Source organism: Aldersonia sp. NBC_00410, from assembly GCF_026342035.1.
Lineage (GTDB): Bacteria > Actinomycetota > Actinomycetes > Mycobacteriales > Mycobacteriaceae > Aldersonia.
Genome location: NZ_JAPENM010000003.1, coordinates 429,620 through 446,827, shown reverse-complemented (window position 1 = coordinate 446,827; position 17,208 = coordinate 429,620). Strand labels below are relative to the sequence as shown.

Sequence of the window (17,208 nt, the reverse complement as noted above, 5' to 3'; positions counted from 1 at the left end):
CCTACAGCCAGGTGTCCTTCGTCGTGGTGGTGAGAAACGACTCCAGGTCGTCCCGCCAGGGTGCCGGTTCCATCTTGTCCGGCTCGATAGCGGTGTACTGGCCGCGGTAGAACAGCAGCGGACGCTGGCGTTCCTCGCCGACCCAGGCACCGGTGTTGGTGCGCCCAGCGGGCACCTCCCACAGCGACTGCACGCGGCCGAAAACCACGAAGTGGTCACCGCCGTCGTGCACGGTCTCCACCGTGCAGTCGAGGTGCGCCAGCGAGCCGTCGAGGATCGGCGAGCCCAGATCGGAAAGGTGCCAGTCGATTCCGCCGAACTTGTCCGGCTCGCGGGAGCCGAACCGCGCGCAGGTGGACTGCTGATCCTCGCCGAGGACGTTCACGGCAAACGTGCCACTGCTCTCGATGGCCGCCCAGGACCGGGACTGCTTGGTCGGGCAGAACAACACCATGGGCGGATCGAGCGACAGCGCGGCGAACGACTGACACGCGAAGCCGATCGGCTCGCCGTCGTCCACGGTCGTGATGATGGTGATCCCGGTGCAGAACCGGCCGAGCACCGTCCGGTACAACCGCGGGTCGACCTGCTCCGTTGCCGTCACTGCTATTTCATCCCCACGGTGAAGTCGTGACCCCACAGGCTCACCGCGGTGCTCTCCCGAGCGATCCAATCCGCGTCCTCGACTTCGAGTCCCTCACAACCGAACTCGATGTCGAAGCCGCCCGGCGTCTTCATGTAGAACGACAACATCATGTCGTTGACATGCCGGCCGAGCGTCGCGGACATCTTCACCTTCTTGCGCGCCGCGCGATCGAGGCAGAGGCCGACGTCGTCGGAGTTCTCCACCTCGACCATGAGGTGCACGATGCCCGTCGGGTTGGGCAGCGGCAGGAACGCGAGGCTGTGGTGACGCGGGTTGCAGCCGAGGAAGCGCAGCCAGGCCGGCTCGCCGTCGGCCGGGCGGCCCACCATCTGCGGCGGCATGCGCATCGAGTCGCGCAGCTTGAAGCCGAGCACGTCGCGGTAGAACCGCAGCGAGGCATCGTCGTCGGTGGTGGTGAGCACCACGTGCCCGAGGCCCTGTTCGCCGGTGACGAACTTGTGGCCGTAGGGGCTGACGATGCGGCGATGCTCGAGCGCGGCACCGTGGAACACCTCGAGCGAGTTACCGGAGGTGTCCTCGAAGGCGATCATCTCGACGACGCGGCGATCGGCCAACTGGTCGGCCGTGCCCTCCTTGAAGGGCACCCCCGCCGCGGCGAGATTGTCGCGAACTTCCTGCAGCTCGGCGGCATTGGCGGTCTCCCAGCCGGAGACCTGCAGCCGGTCACGCTCACCCGGGACGATCACCAGGCGAGCCGGGAAATCGTCCATGCGCAGGTACAGCGCGTCGGAATTGGTGCCGCGGCCCTCGATCATCCCGAGGACCTTGAGGCCGTAGTCGCGCCAGGCCGCCATATCGGTGGCCTCGATGCGCATGTACGCCAGCGAGCGAATACCCATCACTTACCCCCTTCGAGAAGGAAGTCCGCGGCGAGGCGGTTGAACTCGTCGAACTTCTCCAGCTGCGCCCAGTGGCCGCAGCCGCCGAACACGTGCAGCTGAGCGCGCGGGATCTGCTTGAGCGCGATCAGCGCGCCGTCGAGCGGGTTGACCCGGTCCTCGCGGCCCCAGATGAGCAGGACGCGCTGGCGCAGCTTGTGGGCCTCGCGCCAGAGCATGCCCTTCTCGAAGTCCGCGCCGGCGAACGACTTACCCATGGCCTTGGTCGCGGCAACCGACTCCGGCGTGCTCGCCGCGGCGAAGCGGTCGTCGAGCAGTTCCGGCGTGATCAGCGACTGGTCGTACACCATGACCCGAAGGAAGGCCTCGAGCTTCTCCTTGGTCGGGCCCTCCGGCGGTGCGGCGAACCTGCCGAGGTTCTTGACGCCCTCGGTCGGATCGGGCGCAAACAGGTTGAGGCTCAAGCCACCCGGGCCCATCAGGACCAGGCGGCCGGCCTTGTCCGGGTAGTCGAGCGCGAAGCGGACCGCGGCACCGCCGCCGAGCGAGTTACCCAGCAGGTGCACCCGCTCGGTGATACCGAGATGGTCCAGCAGGTCCGCAAGTGCGGACGAGCTGTGCACGAAGTACTGCGGGTGGTCAATCGGCTTGTCGGACTTGCCGAAGCCGGGCTGGTCGACCGCGAGCACGTGGAACTGCTGCGCCAACACCGGGATGTTGCGCGAGAAGTTCGACCACGAGGAGGCGCCGGGGCCGCCGCCGTGCAGCAGCACGATCGTCGGGCCGTTGCCGACACCGGCCTCGTGATAGTGCAGCTTCAGGTCCGGGCGGACCTGCGCGAAGCGCGAGGTGGATTCGTAGGTCAGTTCAGCGGTCGTCGTCACTCGCCCTCCTAGACCATCGTGTCGGCGATGGGCAGACCGAACTCGCCCGAGCCGAACATCTGGTAGGCGCGCTCCGGCTCGTTGGCCGCGTGCACGCGACCGGCGTGCGCATCGCGCCAGAAGCGCTGCAGCGGCTGGTCGTTGCCGAGTGCGGTGGCACCGGAGCTCTCGAAGAGCAGGTCGATCGAGGCGATCGAACGGCCGGTGGAACGCACCTGGTCACGACGAGTGCGCAGGCGCAACTCGAACGGAATCTCCTCATCCGCGACCAGGTAGGCGTACTCCTCGGCGATGTTGCCGGACAGCTGCCGCCACGCGGCGTCGATGTCGCTGGCCGCCTCGGCGACGCGGACCTTCATGAACGGGTCCTCCTTCGCCTTCTCGCCGGCGAAGGCCGCGCGGACACGCTTGCCCTGGTGCTCGACGTGCGCCGCGTATGCGCCGTAGGCCATGCCCACGATCGGCGCCGAGATGGTGGTGGGGTGAATCGAGCCCCACGGCATCTTGTAGACCGGCGCGGTGTTGCGCTCGAAGCCACCGGCGGTGCGGTCGTTCATCGCCTTGTAGGACAGGAACCGGTGCCGCGGCACGAAGATGTCCTTGACCACGACCGTGTTGGAACCGGTGCCACGCAGGCCGACCACGTTCCAGACGTCGTTGATCTCGTAGTCCTCGCGCGGGATCAGGAAGGAGCCGAAGTCGACCGGGCGACCGTCCTTGATCACCGGGCCGCCGACGAACACCCAGCTGGCGTGGCCGGAGCCCGAGGACCAGGCCCACGCACCGTTGACCTTGTAGCCGCCCTCGACGACTTCACCGGCGCCCATCGGCGCATACGACGAGGAGATCCGGACATCGGTGTCCTTGCCCCAGACATCGTCCTGCGCCTGCTGGTCGAACAGCGCAAGATGCCAGTTGTGCACACCGAGGATCGAAGAGACCCAGCCGGTGGAACCGCACGCGCTGGCGATCTTTCGGACGGTGTCGTAGAAGAGCACCGGGTCGGCCTCGTAGCCACCCCACTGGCTCGGCTGCAGCAGCCGGAAGAAGCCGGACTCTTGAAGATCCTTGATCGACTCATCAGGAATCTGCCGAAGGTCCTCGGCCTCTTGCGCACGATCGCGGAGGGTGGGAAGCAGGGCTTCCACCTTCTGCACTACTTCGTGCTTTTCCTGATCTGCCACGGCCGTGCTCCCGTCTATAGGCATTGGTTCACCTTCCTTCAGAGACTAGAACACGTTCCGATTTGTGTCGAGACCGGGTCAAACTCCCTGCTCATCTGCGGCTTGTCTGATCGCGGCAGCCCACACGGCTAGCAAAATGACGCCAACATCTATAACGTGTTCTAGTAGGCAACTGGAGATTGTGAGGGGCAAATGGTTCGCGTTCGCGAGATCGATGTAGGCAGCGTTCCCACGCGGTACGCACGTGGCTGGCATTGCCTCGGGCTGGAGAGCGACTTCCTCGACGGCAAGCCGCACAGCGTGCAGGCGTTCGGCACCAAGCTCGTCGTGTGGGCGGATAGCCAGAACAAGCTGCAGGTTCTCGATGCTTACTGCCGGCACATGGGCGCCGACCTGAGCGAGGGCGAGATCAAGGGCGACAGCCTCGCCTGCCCGTTCCACGGCTGGGAGTGGGGCGCGGACGGCAAGTGCGCGAACATCCCCTACGCGCGCCGCGTGCCGCCGCTGGCCCGGACGCGTTCGTGGATCACGCTGCAGCAGAACAAGCAGTTGTTCGTCTGGCACGACGCGGAGGGCAACCCACCCCCGGACGACGTCGTCATTCCGGAGATCCCGGAGGTCTTCACCGACGGCTGGACCGACTGGACGTGGAACACGCTGCTCGTCGAGGGCTCGAACTGCCGCGAAATCATCGACAACGTCGTGGATATGGCGCACTTCTTCTATGTGCACTACGGCTTCCCGAAGTACTTCAAGAACGTCTTCGAGGGACATGTCGCCGCGCAGTACCTGCAGAACCACGGCCGTGCCGATATCCAGGGCATGGGCACGCAGTACGGCGACTCGGTGCTCGATTCGGAAGCCGCGTACTACGGCCCGTCGTACATGATCAACTGGCTGCACAACAACTACAGCGGGTTCAAGGCCGAGAGCATCCTGATCAACTGCCATTACCCGATCGACCAGAACTCGTTCATGCTGATGTACGGCGTGAGTGTGCAGAAGCCGCAGGGACTCGACGACGCGACGTCCAACAAGATCGCCAAGGCGTTCACCAAGGGCGTCACGATGGGCTTCGAGCAGGACGTCGAGATCTGGCTGCACAAGACCAAGATCGAGAACCCGTTGCTCTGCGAGGAGGACGGCCCGGTCTATCAGCTGCGCCGTTGGTACGAGCAGTTCTATGTCGACGTCGCCGACGTCACCGACAAAATGACCGCGCGGTTCGAGTACGAAATCGACACCACCCGGGCCGTCGAGTCGTGGCAGAAGGAAGTCGACGCGAATCTCGCCCGGCAGCAGGCCGAGGCCGAGGCGAAGACGGACAGCGACAACACCGCAGGCGTGTGACGATGGACGCCTCGACCGGGTCGAAAGCGCCGGGCTCCGCGGCGAGTTGGGCCAAGGCCCCAACTTTCGCGGACAACCCTGCCCGCGTCGAGGCAGTCCGCGCCCAAACGGTCGCCGATAAGGCGAACTACATGGACGAGATGAGTCCGGTGGAATGCCGGACCTGCGGGACCTGTGTATTGGTGCGCAAGAACAGTTTTCAGCACACCAGCATTCAATGGACCACCGCGCCGTCGGATTCTTGCCCGCACTATGCCGACTCGAATTCGACCGCATCGCGCACGGCTCGGCCCACGTGCCCCCGACTGAAGGCGAGTATCGAACACGCGGTACTCGAAGGTTTACTGCACGTACCCGACGAGCCTGCCGACTGAACTCGCGTTGTGAGTTCCGCGTCATACGACACGAAATGCGCCCGTCGTTCCGACGGGCGCATTTCGATTTCACTGAACAAGTCCCCCGTGAACTAGCGGCGCAGCTGGCCCGAGCCGACCAGGAAAGTCATCAGGTCGCGCATCGTCTCCTCGGTCGGGCGAGGAAGGTAGCCCAGCACCCGGGCGGCCTTCGACCCGTCGACCACGGGTGAGGTCAGCAGTGTGTCGATCGCACCCTTGGAGAGGATGTCACTGCCCAGGCGAGAGCCGATCGGGTCCGCAATCGGCAGCACCAACTCGAGCGCGCGCAGTGGAATCGAGAATCGCGGCCCACGCCGGCCGACCGACCGCGCGGCGGTGCGGGCCAGTTCGGTGAGTCCCACCATGTGGCCGGTGAGCAAATAGTTCTCGCCGCGCTCACCCTTCTCTGCTGCCGCGATGAGACCAGCGGCCACGTCACGAACGTCCACCATGTCGAACTTGGCGGCGACCCCGACCGGCATGCGGCCGCGCGCGGCGTCGCGCAGCATGGCGTTCATCCGCGACAGGCCGTAATCGATCGGGCCGTAGATACCGGTGGGATTGCAAATCACCGCGTCCAGGCCGCGGTCGACCACCTTGAGGAGCTCGACCTCACCCTGCCACTTCGACCGGTCGTACACCGGCAGGTCGGCGCCGGTTGCGCGCGCCGACGACTCATTGAGAGCGCTGCCGAGGTGGTACTGATCGAACGCATGCAACGAACTGCAGTGCACGACCTTGCGTGCACCAACGGTGAGCGCGGCCTCGGCAACGGTCCGGACACCCTCCGTATTGACCCGCCAGGCCAGATCGTCCTGCTGAGCCAACGTGATCACCGCAACGAGGTGGTAGACCACCTCGACGCCGTCGAGTGCACGGATCATCGAATCGAGATCGAGAATGTCGCCGTCGATCCAGGTGACACCCGTTGCGGCGAGCGCGTTCGAGCGCACCCGGTCGATCGCCACCACCTCATGACCGGCATCGAGCAACTGCTCGACCAGATTGACTCCGACGAATCCCGCCGCGCCGGTGACTGCCACCTTCATCAGCGTGCCCCTCAGTTCTGCGACGACACGACGGTCAGCGGCAATGGAATGCCCCGGTCGGCGAATACCCAGTCGGCACCCTTGCTGAACCGGGTCAGCGCCACCTCGCCGAACTCCTTGAACGGCTTGTCCGCCAGGTCGATTCGCACCGTCAGGTGCCGATCGTCCGAATCCACCAACGTGACGTCGAAACGCGGGTTGACGCCGCGCACCATCGCTCGCAACGGGTCGAGATGGTCGGCATCGACCATCGACGACCAAGACCGGTCTGCCTGCGCACCGCAATCGCGGCCGATTCGCAACGTGACCGATTTGCCGGCTTCTACCGAAACATCTACGTACTGACGCGGATTCAGCGCCGGGTGCAGGTCGAGCACGATGGCGAGCGCCTCGGCGTCGTCACCGAGTTCGAGCACGTTACGCAGGCGCTCCGAGGTGATCCCCGCGATACCCGCGAACTGCTTGCGGCCGATCTCGAGCGCCTTGTCCTCGTCCACCCGCGACCGAACGGAGATCATGAAGCCCAGCGTCAGCAGGTGCTGCTGCAGGCAGACCTCTTCGGCCATGCGGACCAGCGCGGACGCCGAGAACGCATCGAAACGGATGTCGGACAACAGCGGACCCGAGTAGTCGGCAGCGCCCTCGTCCGAAGGGTCGATCGCCGACAGCTCGACCGACGCCGCATGCGAGGCCTCCATCACGTCGGTATTCGGCGGAATGGCCGGCGGCTCGTGCGACGGGTCGATGATGACCGTCCACGCGCAGTGCGGGTTCCGATCGACCGGCGCGCGCGGCGGCCGATGAATCGGCCGCACCTGCGCGTGCGGGTTGGTGGCCAGCGCCGTGGCATCGAAGGTCGGGTCCTCGATGTCGTGGCACATGCCCTGCACGTACGCCTCGCCCATCGGCTCGACGTCCATCAACGCGCCGCAGTGATCGAGCCAGAACTCGCCGTGGTTGGCATCGTCCACCTTGTAGCGGAAGTCCATGAACTGCGGCGGCGCACCGATATCGAGCTGCAAACCCTTGAATATCGTGACGATGTCGGTGCCGGTGTAGTTGAGCGCATGCTGCATCCGACGGGTGTAGATCGGACTCGAGACCTGCCACTCCTCGATCGCCACCTCGACCATGCCCTCCCGGCCGAACTCGGTGATGAGGTGGGGCATACCGGAGCGGTCGATCAACTGGCCGGTGAGCAGCAGCTCCGGCAGAATCTTGGCGAGCTGTTCGCGCGACAACCGCGCGAACGCCGCCTTGGTCTCGGGTTTCGTGGTCATCGCAGGGTCACCACAGCGGTGCCGGGGCTTCGCCGATTTTGTACCAGCCCGCCAGATCCTTGCCCGACATCGATCGCTCGATACGCTTCTGCATGCCGTCGGAGAGTGCGTTGTTCGTGATCATCTCCAGGAACAGATTCGACACGTTGCCGAAGTCGAAGAAGTCTCGCTGCCAGGACCACTGGAAGTTGCCGCCGTAGCGGAACCAGCTGCCGCCGATGCCCTGAACCACGTAGTTCGAGCCGTCCTCGCGGGTGGCGTCGGCCACCTGCTTCCAGAAACCGATGCAGTCTCCCGTGCGGTCGTCGACGACGAACTGCTGGTACGGGTAGGTCCAGCCCTCCAGGCCTTCCATCTCCTGACCGAGCGCGATCTCGCGGATCTCCGCGCGCCCGACGGCCATGAATTCCTGGGTGGGGCCGTAGTTCCAGCCGTAGGTGGCGTCCTCGGTGTACAAGTCCGCCAGCGGACGCCAGTCCCCCAATTTCTCACATCGCTCGTTCTCGGCGATCCAGCGCTCGACCATCTCGTCGAGCTCTGCGCGATCCCACTGACCCATCGTTGATCTCCTCGAAAGTTGTTTGCCGTGAGCTGTTCAGGTGTCGGCGTCGTCCACGATGGACAGGGCCTGAGTGGGGCAGAAGCGCACTGCCCGTTCCACATCCGCACGCTTGGTCTCCGGCGGATTTTCATCGAGCAATTCGACCGTGCCGTGTTTGGGCACCGTGAAGACGTCCGGGGCTTCGAGCTCGCACATGGCGTGCCCCTGGCACAGATCGGTGTCGACCACGATCCGCATGTCACACGCGCTTTCGGTACTTCACCCGGCACGGCTGCTGCAGCTGAACAACCATCTTGCTGTGGTCGTTGCGGTAGGTCTCGGACGGCTGCATCAACTCGAACTCGTAGTCCTTCAACAGAACCGAGAAGATCGCCTTGAGCTGCATCAGCGCGAACGCGGCACCGACGCAGCGGTGCCTGCCCGCGCCGAACGGGATCCAGGTCCACCGGTTGACGATGTCTTCCTGGTTCGGGTCGATGTAGCGGTGCGGATCGAACCGATCCGGATTCGGGAAGTCCTCCGGAATGCGGTTGGAGATGGCGGGAGTGGCACCGACGAGGTCACCCTCCTGGATCGTGAACCCCTCGACCTCGAAGTTGCCGCGCGCCAAGCGCAACAGCAAAATCAGCGGCGGATGCAGGCGCAGTGTCTCCTTGAGAACCGACTCCAGGATCGGAATCTGGCGCAGCGCACCGAAACTCACGTCGGACCCGTCGGAGTACAGCTCGTCGAGTTCGTCGCGCACCGCGGTCATGTAGTCGGGGTGGCGCAGCAGCTCGATCAGGGTCCACGCCGCGGTGCCGGAGGTGGTGTGGTGGCCGGCGAACATCATCGAGATGAAGATGCCGGTGATCTCGTCGGCGGTGAACCGCTCACTGCCGTCCTCGTCCTTGATCGAGACGAGCACGTCGAGCATGTCGCGGTCTTCTTTGCCCTTGGGCGGGTTGGCGATCCGGCCGGCCATGATCTCCTGCACCAGGGCGACGAGTCCCACGCGGGCCTCATCGCGGCGGCGGAAGCTTTCGATCGGCGCATACGGGTCGACGAACGCCAGCGCGTCGGTGCCCTGCTCGAGCTCGTGGTAGAGCGAAGCGAACCGGCCGTCGAGCTGCTCACGGAACTTCTGGCCGATCAGGCAGGCCGAGGAGGTGTAGATGGTCAGCTCGGCGAAGAAATCGAGCAGGTCGATCTCACCCTCGTCGTCCCACTTGGCGACCATTCGCTCGACCTCGTTGGAGATCGTCGCGGCGTGCCCCTTCATCTGCTCACCGCGCAGTGCCTGGTTGTGCAGCATTTCCTTGCGGCGCTCCGGGCTCGCGTCGAAGACGACGCCCTTACCGAAGATCGGCGTCATGAACGGATAGGCGGCCTGCTGATCGAGATCCTCGTCCGAGCTGCGGAAGAAGAACTCGTTGGCGGTCGCACCGGAGAGCAGCACGACATCGCGGTCGGCGAGCTGGAATACGCCCACGTCGCCGCACTCTTGACGCACTCGGTTCATCAGTGCAATGGGATCGGTGCGCAGTTCCTCGAGGTGGCCGTGCTCATGCTCGCCACCCGAGACCCGCGCGGGCTTCGTAACCGTCACTTGAACTCCTCGTTTATGGGTGCTTCGGGCTGCACCTCGACCAGCACCATGTGCGCGCCGCGCGGTGCCGTGACGACTGCCACGACGGCGGACGCGATATCGGCAGCGCGCAGGAAGAACGAGTGTCGCGCGCAACCCCACTTGACCCAGTCCTCGAGCACCGGGCCGATGATCTCGGGGGTGGTGTCCATGCCCATGGACGTCTGGGTCGGGCCGGGGCGAACGATGGAGGCGCGAACACCGCTGCCCTCCAACTCCATTCGCATCTGCCGGCCCATTGCCTCCAGGCCGGTCTTCGACGCGTTGTAGGCGCCCATGCGCGGCCGCGGGCTCTCCGCGCAGTCGGAACCGATCAGCACGAAATCACCGCGACGGCGCTCGATCATGCCGGGTACGATCCGGTGCACCAGCCGCTGCGCGCCGATCAGGTGCACCTGCACCTGCTTGGCGAAATCGTCGGGATCCATGTCGTGGACCGTGGAGAACTCCAGGTCGCCGGCACCGGAGAGCGCAATCTCGGTGGGGCCGTATTGCTTCTCGGCGGCCGTGACGAACTCGTTCACCGAGTCGGTGTCGGTGACGTCGAGGAAGTGCGCGAACGCCTCACCACCGGAGCTGCGGATCTTGTCCGCGATCGCCTCGCATTCCGCGACCCGGCGCGCGCCGAGTGTCACCGGATGGCCGAGTTCGGCCAGAGCGAACGCGGTGGCGGTACCGATCCCCGACGACGCGCCGCTGATGATGACGGGGCGTCGTTGCGGGTTCGGTTCGAATCTCGGCATCAGCGGGCCTCCACTTGCACGGGCAGCGCGGCGAATCCGCGCACATTGGTCGAATGGACTCGTTCGGCGCCGGATTCGTCGATGCCGAAGGACTTTGTGCGCTCGATGAACTCGGTGAGCGCGATGTTGGTTTCGAGGCGCGCGAGGTGCGCGCCGAGGCAGAAGTGCGGACCGCCACCGAAGCTGGCCAGCGTGCTGCGGCTGTCCCGGCCGATGTTGTAGACGTCGCCGTCGGAGAACACGGCGGCGTCCCGATTGGCCGAGCCGATCAGCAACAGCACCTTCTCGCCGGCCGGGATTGTCGCCTCGGGGTAGTCGATATCGACGGTCGACGTGCGCGCCACGATCTGACTCGAGGTGTCGAAGCGCAGCGACTCCTCCGTCCACTCCGGCACGCGTTCGGGGTTCTCGTAGATCTTCGCGATCTCTTGCGGATTCTTGGCCGCCCAGTAGAGCGAATTGCCGAGCAATTTGGTGGTCGTCTCGTTGCCGGCGACGACCATCAGGAACATAAATCCGATGATTTCTTCGTCATCGAGCCGGTCACCGTCGATCTCGGCATCGAGCAGTGCCGAGGTGAGGTCGTCGGTCGGCGACTTGCGGCGCTGCGCGAGCATGTCGGCGTAGTACCCGATGAGCTCGAGCGAGGATTCGATCGCGGTCATCGGAATGTCGAGCACACCGTCCTCGCGGTGCACGACCAGATCGGCGTGTCGGCGCAGTTCGTCCCGGTCGGGCCTGGGCACGCCGAGCAGTTCGGAGATGACGTCCATCGGCAGTTTGCCGGCGAATTCGGAAATCCAGTCGAACTCGGGCTGCTCGAGCGCGGGCACGAGATGCTCCAGGGTCAGTTCGCGAATCCGCGGCGTCAGCTCGTTGACCCGGCGCGGCGTGAAACCGCGCGACACCAGTTGACGCATCCGCATATGGCGTGGGTCGTCCATCGCCAGAAACGACATCGTCTTGTGCGCATTGGGGCCGTAGGCCGCAGGATCCAGCGAGACACCGTTGGCACTGGAGAGTCGCTTCGCGTCACGGAAGCCGGCGTTGACATCGGCGTGCCGCGAAAGTGCCCAGAACCCGAGGTCGGGGTTGTGGTAGACCGGCGCTTCCTCGCGCAGCCGCCGATAGGTGGGATACGGATCGTCATGGAACCCGTAGTCGTACGGGTTGAACGTCACCGGCTCGACTGAAGCCGCTGCGACCGAGTCGCTGCGCGTCATCGGGAACCCTCCGGAATCATTGCTGCGGGAGATCTTCTGGACACGTGTCTGGACGTTACTACAGGTACCCGGAGGTGACAACAGTCGGTCGACTAGAACGTGTGCCAATGTTGCAACGGTAGCTTGCGGGCTTATCACTGCAATCCGCTGCGGAGCGAGGCCCGCTTCCGGCTAGAATCTGTTCTCATCGAGACTGCCGCAGACGGCTTCGGACCATTGCGCCCTCGCATCGTCCAGACTAAGGTCCAGACACATGTCCAGACTGTGGCAGGTAGCCCTATGAACGCCCTCCGCCCAACCGACAGCTCGGCCCTGACGATCGACGGCAAGCTCGTCCCCGGATCCGCAGGCGTCTTCGAGACCATCAATCCCGCGACCGAACAGGTCCTCGGTCACGCGGCCAACGCGAACGCCGACGACATGGACGCGGCCATCGCCGCGGCCCGTGCCGCGTTCGACAACACCGACTGGTCGCGCAACCACGCGTTCCGCGCGCGTTGCATCCGTCAGTTGCGCGACGGGCTCAAAGAACACATCGAGGAACTGCGCGAGATCACCATCGCCGAGGTCGGTGCACCCCGCGCGCTCACCACCGGCCCGCAGCTCGAGGGGCCGGTCAACGACCTCGGCTACTTCGCCGATCTGGCCGAAAGTTATGTCTGGGAAACCGATCTCGGCCATGCCGAGCCGATGGGCATTCCCACCCGCCGCATTGTTCGCCGCGAGGCGGTTGGTGTGGTGGGCGCGATCACGCCGTGGAACTTCCCGCACCAGATCAACTTCGCCAAGCTCGGCCCGGCACTCGCCGCCGGTTGCACCGTGGTGCTCAAGCCGGCGCCGGACACCCCGTGGGTGGCGGCACTGGTCGGCAAGGTCATCGTCGAGGAAACCGACATCCCGCCCGGCGTGGTCAACATCGTCACCTCGGACGACCACCGGCTCGGCGAGCAGCTCGTGCGTGACCCGCGCGTCGACCTGGTCTCCTTCACCGGCTCGACCCGCACCGGCAAGGCCGTGATGGTCGCCGGCGCCGAGACCGTCAAGAAGGTCTTCCTCGAGCTCGGCGGCAAGTCCGCGTTCGTGATCCTCGACGACGCCGATATCCGTGGCGCGGCCAGCATGGCTGCCTTCTCGGTGTGCGTGCACGCCGGTCAGGGTTGCGCACTCAACACCCGCCTACTCGTGCCGCGCGAGCATTTCGAGACCGCGGTCAAGGCGGCGGCGCGCACCATGTCCGGGCTCGCCCCGGGCGACCCGAACGATGGCGGCACCATGTGCGGCCCGGTCGTCTCCGAGCGTCAGCGCGCCCGCGTCGAGGAATACATCGCCCTGGCAAAGGCCGAAGGCGGCACCATCGTCACCGGCGGCGGCCGTCCGGCCGACTCCGAGCGCGGCTACTTCGTCGAACCCACCCTGATCACCGGCCTGGACAACTCCTCGCGGGTGGCCCAGGAAGAGATCTTCGGCCCGGTGCTCGTGGTGATTCCGCACGACGGCGACGACGACGCGATCCGCATCGCCAACGACTCGCCCTACGGCCTGTCCGGCTCCGTCTACGGCACCGATCCCGAGCGGATCGATCACGTGGTCAACGGAATTCGCACCGGCACACTCGGCGTCAACGGCGGTATCTGGTACTCGGCGGACGCGCCGTTCGGCGGCTACAAGCAGTCCGGCATCGGCCGCGAGATGGGCGTGCTCGGCTTCGAGGAATACACCGAAACCAAGCTCATCGCCTACCCGGCCTGAATCAGCGTGACCTACAACAACTTTCGATACACAGGAGTTCTCAGATGACACGTTTCACCGGCAAGACCGCGATCGTGACGGGCTCCGCCCGCGGAATCGGCGAGGGCTACGCCCGCGCGCTGGCCGCCGAGGGCGCGAACGTCGTGATCGCCGACCTGAACGCCGAACTCGGCGAGCAGGTCGCCAAGCAGATCGTCGCCGACGGCGGCTCCGCGGCATTCAAGTCCGTCGACGTCTCCAGCGAGGAGTCGGCCAAGGAACTCGTCGAGTTCACCGTCGAAAAGTTCGGCAAAATCGACCATCTGGTCAACAACGCCGCGATCTACGGCGACATGAAGCTCGACCTGCTGCTCACCGTGCCCTGGGACTACTACAAGAAGTTCATGAGCGTGAACATGGACGGCGCACTCGTTGTGACCCGCGCCGTGTGGCCGCAGATGAACCGTGGTGGCTCGATCGTCAACCAGTCCTCCACCGCGGCATGGCTCTACTCGGGCTTCTACGGCCTGGCCAAGGTCGGCGTCAACGGCCTCACCCAGCAGCTCGCGCACGAGCTCGGCGGCTCCAAGATCCGCGTCAACGCCATCGCGCCGGGTCCGATCGACACCGAGGCCACCCGCACGGTGACCCCGGGCAACATGGTCGCGGACATGGTGAAGGCGCTGCCGCTCAAGCGGATGGGCACCCCCGAGGACCTGGTCGGCGCCTGCCTGTACCTGCTCTCGGATGACGCCAAGTGGGTCACCGGTCAGATCCTCAACGTCGACGGCGGACAGATCTTCCGCTCATGAGCGAGAACGGCGCAACGACCCCACCGCGGGTCGGCTACATCGGGCTCGGCAACATGGGCGCGCCGATGGCCAAGCGATTGTTGGACTGGCCGGGCGGGCTGGTCGTCTGCGACACGCGCGAAGAGGCGGTCGCGCCCTTCGTCGAAAGCGGCGCCACTCGGGCGGCAAGCCCGCGCGGGGTCGCCGAGCAGGCCACGGTCATCTCCGTGACGGTGCTCGACGACGCCCAGGTCACCGACGTGATCTGCGGTCCGGACGGCATTCTGGCCGGCGCCGCACCCGGCACCGTGATCGCGGTGCATTCCACGATCAGCGACGAGACCGCGGTCGCGCTCGCCGAGCGCTGCAATGCGGTGGGCGTCGAGTTCGTCGACGCCCCGGTGAGCGGTGGCGCGGGCGGCGCGGAGAAGGGCGAACTCGCCATCATGGTGGGTGGTTCCGAAACCGCATTCGCCGCGGTGAAGGCACCGTTCAAGTGCTACTCCAACCTGGTGATCCACGCCGGCGACGTGGGCGCAGGCACGCGGATGAAGCTGGCCCGCAACCTGCTGCACTTCGTCTCGTTCACGGCGGCGTCCGAGGCCCAGCGCCTCGCCGCGGGTGCCGGGATCGATATCCGGAAACTCGGCAAGGTGGTGCGCCATACCGACGCGATCACCGGTGGCGCGGGTTCGATCATGTTGCGCGACACCATGGATGACGTCGAGCCGGACGATTTCTGGTTCTCGATCCTGAACCACGTCCGCGATCTCGGCGAGAAGGACCTTGCCCTCGCGCTCGACCTCGGGGGCCGGCTGGGTGTAGACCTGCCGCTGGCACAGCGTGCGCTCAGCGCGTTCGGCCCGGGGCTCGGCGTCGGACTTGGCAAGGCGGCAACGGCAGCAATGAACGATGCGCGGCTCGCCGCGGCGAACGAGGAGAAGGCATGACAAACGGCCAGACCGGCGCGGAAAGCTACGCGGTCGACCCCGAGAAGCGCGAGCTCGGTTTGCGCAAGATGGAACAGGCCTACGGCTTCTCCATGCAGGACGGTCCCGGGCTGCACTTCCGCTACACGGTCGAGCACCTCTTCGGCGACATCTGGCAGCGCCCGGGCCTGAGCATGCGCGACCGCCGGCTGCTGCTGCTCGGCGTGCTCACCGCGCAGGGCGGCTTCGATCTCGCCGAGATCCAGCTCGGTGCAGCGTTGCAGAACGAGGAACTCGACGAAGAGCAGATGCGCGAGATCGCGGTATTCCTCTGTCATTACGTCGGCTGGCCCAACGGCACCAAGCTGGACAACGCCGTGAGCTCGGTAGCGCGAAAGGCAAGCAAGAAGTGAGCGATACGACCCCCTTGCAAGTACCCGCTGTGCGGCCGGTGAATGCCGCCGAGATCACCGAGTGGCATGACGAGGCCGACGTCGTCGTCGCGGGCTACGGCATCGCGGGCGTCAGCGCCGCGATCGAGGCTGCCCGGCGCGGCGCCGACGTGCTCGTACTCGAGCGCACCGGCGGCTGGGGCGGCGCAGCCGCCCTGGCCGGTGGGTTCATCTACCTCGGCGGCGGCACCCCGCTGCAGCAGGCACTCGGCTTCGAAGACACCCCCGAGAACATGGCGACGTTCATGCTCGCCGCGCTCGGGCCGGGTGCCGACGAGGCCAAGATCCGCGACTACTGCGATGGCAGCGTCGAGCACTACAACTGGCTGGTCGACAACGGCGTGCCGTTCAAGGAGGCGTTCTGGGGCGAGCCCGGCTGGGAGCCGCCGCACGACGAGGGCCTGATGTACTCCGGCGGTGAGAACGCTGCGCCGTTCAACGCCATCGCCACTCCGGCGCCGCGCGGGCACGTGCCGCAGATGCTGCACAAGCGGACCGGTGAGAAGGGCGGCGGCTTCATGCTCATGCAGCCGCTCGTGGAGACCGCCGAAAAGCTCGGTGTCCGAGCCGAATACGACATCCGGGTGCAGCGGCTCGTCGTGGACGACGACGGGCGCGTGGTCGGCCTGATCACCAAAAAGTACGGCGACGAGTTCGCCGTGCGGGCCCGCAATGGCGTCGTGCTTGCGATGGGCAGCTTCGCCTACAACAACAAGATGATCGAGTCCAACGCTCCTCGCCTGATCGGCCGGCCCGGTGCCGCGATCGAGGAGCACGACGGCCGCGCGATCCTCATTGCCCAGGCCCTCGGCGCCGATGTCGCCCACATGGACGCCACCGAGGTCGCATTCTTCGGCGATCCGCAGCTGATGGCCCGCGGCATCCTCGTCAACGGCCGCGGTCAGCGTTATGTCCCGGAGGACACCTACCCGGGCCGGATCGGCCAGATGACGCTGTTCCACCAGGAGAACCAGGCGTACCTGCTCATCGACGAGGCGGCGTACGAGGAAGCCATGGCGACCGAGTCGTCCACGCCGTTCTTCCGGACGCAGCCGAAATGGGTGTGCGAGACCATCGAGGAGCTCGAATCCGAGATGGGCCTGCCGGAGAAGTCGTTGCAGACCACGGTCGAGGTCTACAACCACCACGCGGCCAAGGGCGAGGACCCGCTGTTCGGTACAAAGCCGGAGTGGACCAAGCCGATCGGCACGCCGATCGCCGGTTTCGACCTGCGCAACTGCACCGCCGGTTTCACCCTCGGCGGCCTGCGCACCGACCTCGACTCGGCGGTGCTCGATATTGCGGGTGAGCCGATCCCCGGCCTGTTCGCGGCCGGACGGTGCACCTCGGGCGTGTGCGCGGGCGGTTATGCCAGCGGCACGTCGCTGGGCGATGGCAGCTTCTATGGCCGCCGGGCCGGTATCAGTGCCGCCACAAAGCATGCCGCCACAAAGCATGCAGCCACCGGGCAGCCCGCCACCGAGACGAACTGACCGATCAAGGAG

Annotated in this window: 18 protein-coding genes; 7 read left to right on the top strand and 11 right to left on the bottom strand. The window is 65.8% G+C overall.

The genetic code is table 11. From position 1 onward, the window contains the following. Position 1: 1 nt before the first annotated feature. From hsaB to hsaA, 4 genes are read right to left on the bottom strand one after another with little or no spacing between them, the layout of a single operon-like run. On the bottom strand, positions 2-610 hold the full coding sequence (gene hsaB / locus OG921_RS09040) for a 3-hydroxy-9,10-secoandrosta-1,3,5(10)-triene-9,17-dione monooxygenase reductase subunit (RefSeq protein WP_323182731.1): 609 nt from the start codon (positions 608-610) through the stop codon (positions 2-4). Beyond that, on the bottom strand, positions 607-1,506 hold the full coding sequence (hsaC, locus tag OG921_RS09035; protein ID WP_266112050.1) for an iron-dependent extradiol dioxygenase HsaC: 900 nt from the start codon (positions 1,504-1,506) through the stop codon (positions 607-609). Before hsaC ends, hsaB begins: the two co-directional genes overlap by 4 nt. Then, entirely contained in the window at positions 1,506-2,390 is an 885-nt protein-coding gene (gene hsaD, locus OG921_RS09030) for a 4,5:9,10-diseco-3-hydroxy-5,9,17-trioxoandrosta-1(10),2-diene-4-oate hydrolase (protein ID WP_266112049.1), read from the bottom strand. Before hsaD ends, hsaC begins: the two co-directional genes overlap by 1 nt. A gap of 8 nt (positions 2,391-2,398) precedes the next feature. Next, positions 2,399-3,574 carry a 3-hydroxy-9,10-secoandrosta-1,3,5(10)-triene-9,17-dione monooxygenase oxygenase subunit gene (gene hsaA / locus OG921_RS09025; protein WP_323182722.1) on the bottom strand — a complete coding sequence of 392 codons (1,176 nt, stop codon included), beginning with the start codon at positions 3,572-3,574 and terminating at the stop codon, positions 2,399-2,401. A gap of 192 nt (positions 3,575-3,766) precedes the next feature. Between hsaA and OG921_RS09020 the strand changes: the two genes are divergently transcribed. Both OG921_RS09020 and OG921_RS09015 read left to right on the top strand, forming a co-directional pair. After that, positions 3,767-4,924 carry a Rieske 2Fe-2S domain-containing protein gene (locus tag OG921_RS09020; protein ID WP_266112047.1) on the top strand — a complete coding sequence of 386 codons (1,158 nt, stop codon included), beginning with the start codon at positions 3,767-3,769 and terminating at the stop codon, positions 4,922-4,924. A 2-nt stretch (positions 4,925-4,926) separates the two neighbouring features. Continuing rightward, positions 4,927-5,298: a hypothetical protein gene (locus tag OG921_RS09015; RefSeq protein ID WP_266112046.1), complete on the top strand. Its 372-nt coding sequence runs from the start codon at positions 4,927-4,929 to the stop codon at positions 5,296-5,298. 92 nt (positions 5,299-5,390) lie between these two features. On the opposite strand, the gene OG921_RS09010 is transcribed toward OG921_RS09015, so the two are convergent. The 7 genes from OG921_RS09010 to OG921_RS08980 are packed head-to-tail and all read right to left on the bottom strand — an operon-like array spanning position 5,391 to position 11,803. Beyond that, entirely contained in the window at positions 5,391-6,368 is a 978-nt protein-coding gene (locus OG921_RS09010) for an NAD-dependent epimerase/dehydratase family protein (protein WP_266112045.1), read from the bottom strand. A gap of 11 nt (positions 6,369-6,379) precedes the next feature. Continuing rightward, positions 6,380-7,648, bottom strand: coding sequence for a hypothetical protein (locus tag OG921_RS09005; RefSeq protein WP_266112044.1), 1,269 nt, complete (start codon positions 7,646-7,648; stop codon positions 6,380-6,382). Between the two features lie 7 nt (positions 7,649-7,655). Continuing rightward, complete coding sequence (locus tag OG921_RS09000) at positions 7,656-8,207, bottom strand: nuclear transport factor 2 family protein (protein WP_266112042.1); 552 nt, start codon at positions 8,205-8,207, stop codon at positions 7,656-7,658. Between the two features lie 36 nt (positions 8,208-8,243). Continuing rightward, positions 8,244-8,447 carry a ferredoxin gene (locus tag OG921_RS08995; protein ID WP_266112041.1) on the bottom strand — a complete coding sequence of 68 codons (204 nt, stop codon included), beginning with the start codon at positions 8,445-8,447 and terminating at the stop codon, positions 8,244-8,246. 1 nt (position 8,448) lies between these two features. Continuing rightward, positions 8,449-9,798, bottom strand: coding sequence for a cytochrome P450 (locus OG921_RS08990; protein ID WP_266112040.1), 1,350 nt, complete (start codon positions 9,796-9,798; stop codon positions 8,449-8,451). Next, positions 9,795-10,580 (bottom strand): SDR family oxidoreductase, encoded by a 786-nt coding sequence (locus tag OG921_RS08985; RefSeq protein ID WP_266112039.1) that lies wholly within the window; start codon positions 10,578-10,580, stop codon positions 9,795-9,797. Before OG921_RS08985 ends, OG921_RS08990 begins: the two co-directional genes overlap by 4 nt. Next, a complete protein-coding gene (locus OG921_RS08980; protein ID WP_266112038.1) occupies positions 10,580-11,803 on the bottom strand; it encodes a cytochrome P450 in 1,224 nt (407 codons plus the stop codon). The genes OG921_RS08985 and OG921_RS08980 overlap by 1 nt, the downstream gene beginning before the upstream one ends. Before the next feature lie 279 nt (positions 11,804-12,082). Between OG921_RS08980 and OG921_RS08975 the strand changes: the two genes are divergently transcribed. Genes OG921_RS08975 through OG921_RS08955 form a run of 5 tightly spaced genes read left to right on the top strand, consistent with a single transcriptional unit; the run spans position 12,083 to position 17,196 of the window. Beyond that, positions 12,083-13,552, top strand: a complete 1,470-nt coding sequence (locus OG921_RS08975) for an aldehyde dehydrogenase (protein WP_266112037.1) — start codon at positions 12,083-12,085, stop codon at positions 13,550-13,552. 44 nt (positions 13,553-13,596) lie between these two features. After that, entirely contained in the window at positions 13,597-14,343 is a 747-nt protein-coding gene (locus OG921_RS08970; RefSeq protein ID WP_266112036.1) for an SDR family oxidoreductase, read from the top strand. Then, positions 14,340-15,272 carry an NAD(P)-dependent oxidoreductase gene (locus tag OG921_RS08965; RefSeq protein ID WP_266112035.1) on the top strand — a complete coding sequence of 311 codons (933 nt, stop codon included), beginning with the start codon at positions 14,340-14,342 and terminating at the stop codon, positions 15,270-15,272. Before OG921_RS08970 ends, OG921_RS08965 begins: the two co-directional genes overlap by 4 nt. After that, on the top strand, positions 15,269-15,664 hold the full coding sequence (locus OG921_RS08960) for a carboxymuconolactone decarboxylase family protein (RefSeq protein ID WP_266112034.1): 396 nt from the start codon (positions 15,269-15,271) through the stop codon (positions 15,662-15,664). The genes OG921_RS08965 and OG921_RS08960 overlap by 4 nt, the downstream gene beginning before the upstream one ends. Positions 15,665-15,678: 14 nt before the next feature. After that, a complete protein-coding gene (locus OG921_RS08955) occupies positions 15,679-17,196 on the top strand; it encodes an FAD-dependent oxidoreductase (protein ID WP_266112293.1) in 1,518 nt (505 codons plus the stop codon). Positions 17,197-17,208 lie beyond the last annotated feature (12 nt).

Excerpts from the sequence above, each read along its gene's own strand:
- OG921_RS08965 (WP_266112035.1), top strand. The coding sequence starts at position 14,340 with ATGAGCGAGAACGGCGCAACGACCCCACCGCGGGTCGGCTACATCGGG.
- OG921_RS08980 (WP_266112038.1), bottom strand. The coding sequence starts at position 11,803 with ATGACGCGCAGCGACTCGGTCGCAGCGGCTTCAGTCGAGCCGGTGACG.
- OG921_RS08960 (WP_266112034.1), top strand. The coding sequence starts at position 15,269 with ATGACAAACGGCCAGACCGGCGCGGAAAGCTACGCGGTCGACCCCGAG.
- OG921_RS08995 (WP_266112041.1), bottom strand. The coding sequence starts at position 8,447 with ATGCGGATCGTGGTCGACACCGATCTGTGCCAGGGGCACGCCATGTGC.
- OG921_RS08970 (WP_266112036.1), top strand. The coding sequence starts at position 13,597 with ATGACACGTTTCACCGGCAAGACCGCGATCGTGACGGGCTCCGCCCGC.
- OG921_RS08975 (WP_266112037.1), top strand. The coding sequence starts at position 12,083 with ATGAACGCCCTCCGCCCAACCGACAGCTCGGCCCTGACGATCGACGGC.
- hsaC (WP_266112050.1), bottom strand. The coding sequence starts at position 1,506 with ATGGGTATTCGCTCGCTGGCGTACATGCGCATCGAGGCCACCGATATG.
- OG921_RS09010 (WP_266112045.1), bottom strand. The coding sequence starts at position 6,368 with ATGAAGGTGGCAGTCACCGGCGCGGCGGGATTCGTCGGAGTCAATCTG.
- OG921_RS09015 (WP_266112046.1), top strand. The coding sequence starts at position 4,927 with ATGGACGCCTCGACCGGGTCGAAAGCGCCGGGCTCCGCGGCGAGTTGG.
- OG921_RS09000 (WP_266112042.1), bottom strand. The coding sequence starts at position 8,207 with ATGGGTCAGTGGGATCGCGCAGAGCTCGACGAGATGGTCGAGCGCTGG.
- OG921_RS09005 (WP_266112044.1), bottom strand. The coding sequence starts at position 7,648 with ATGACCACGAAACCCGAGACCAAGGCGGCGTTCGCGCGGTTGTCGCGC.
- OG921_RS09020 (WP_266112047.1), top strand. The coding sequence starts at position 3,767 with ATGGTTCGCGTTCGCGAGATCGATGTAGGCAGCGTTCCCACGCGGTAC.
- OG921_RS08985 (WP_266112039.1), bottom strand. The coding sequence starts at position 10,580 with ATGCCGAGATTCGAACCGAACCCGCAACGACGCCCCGTCATCATCAGC.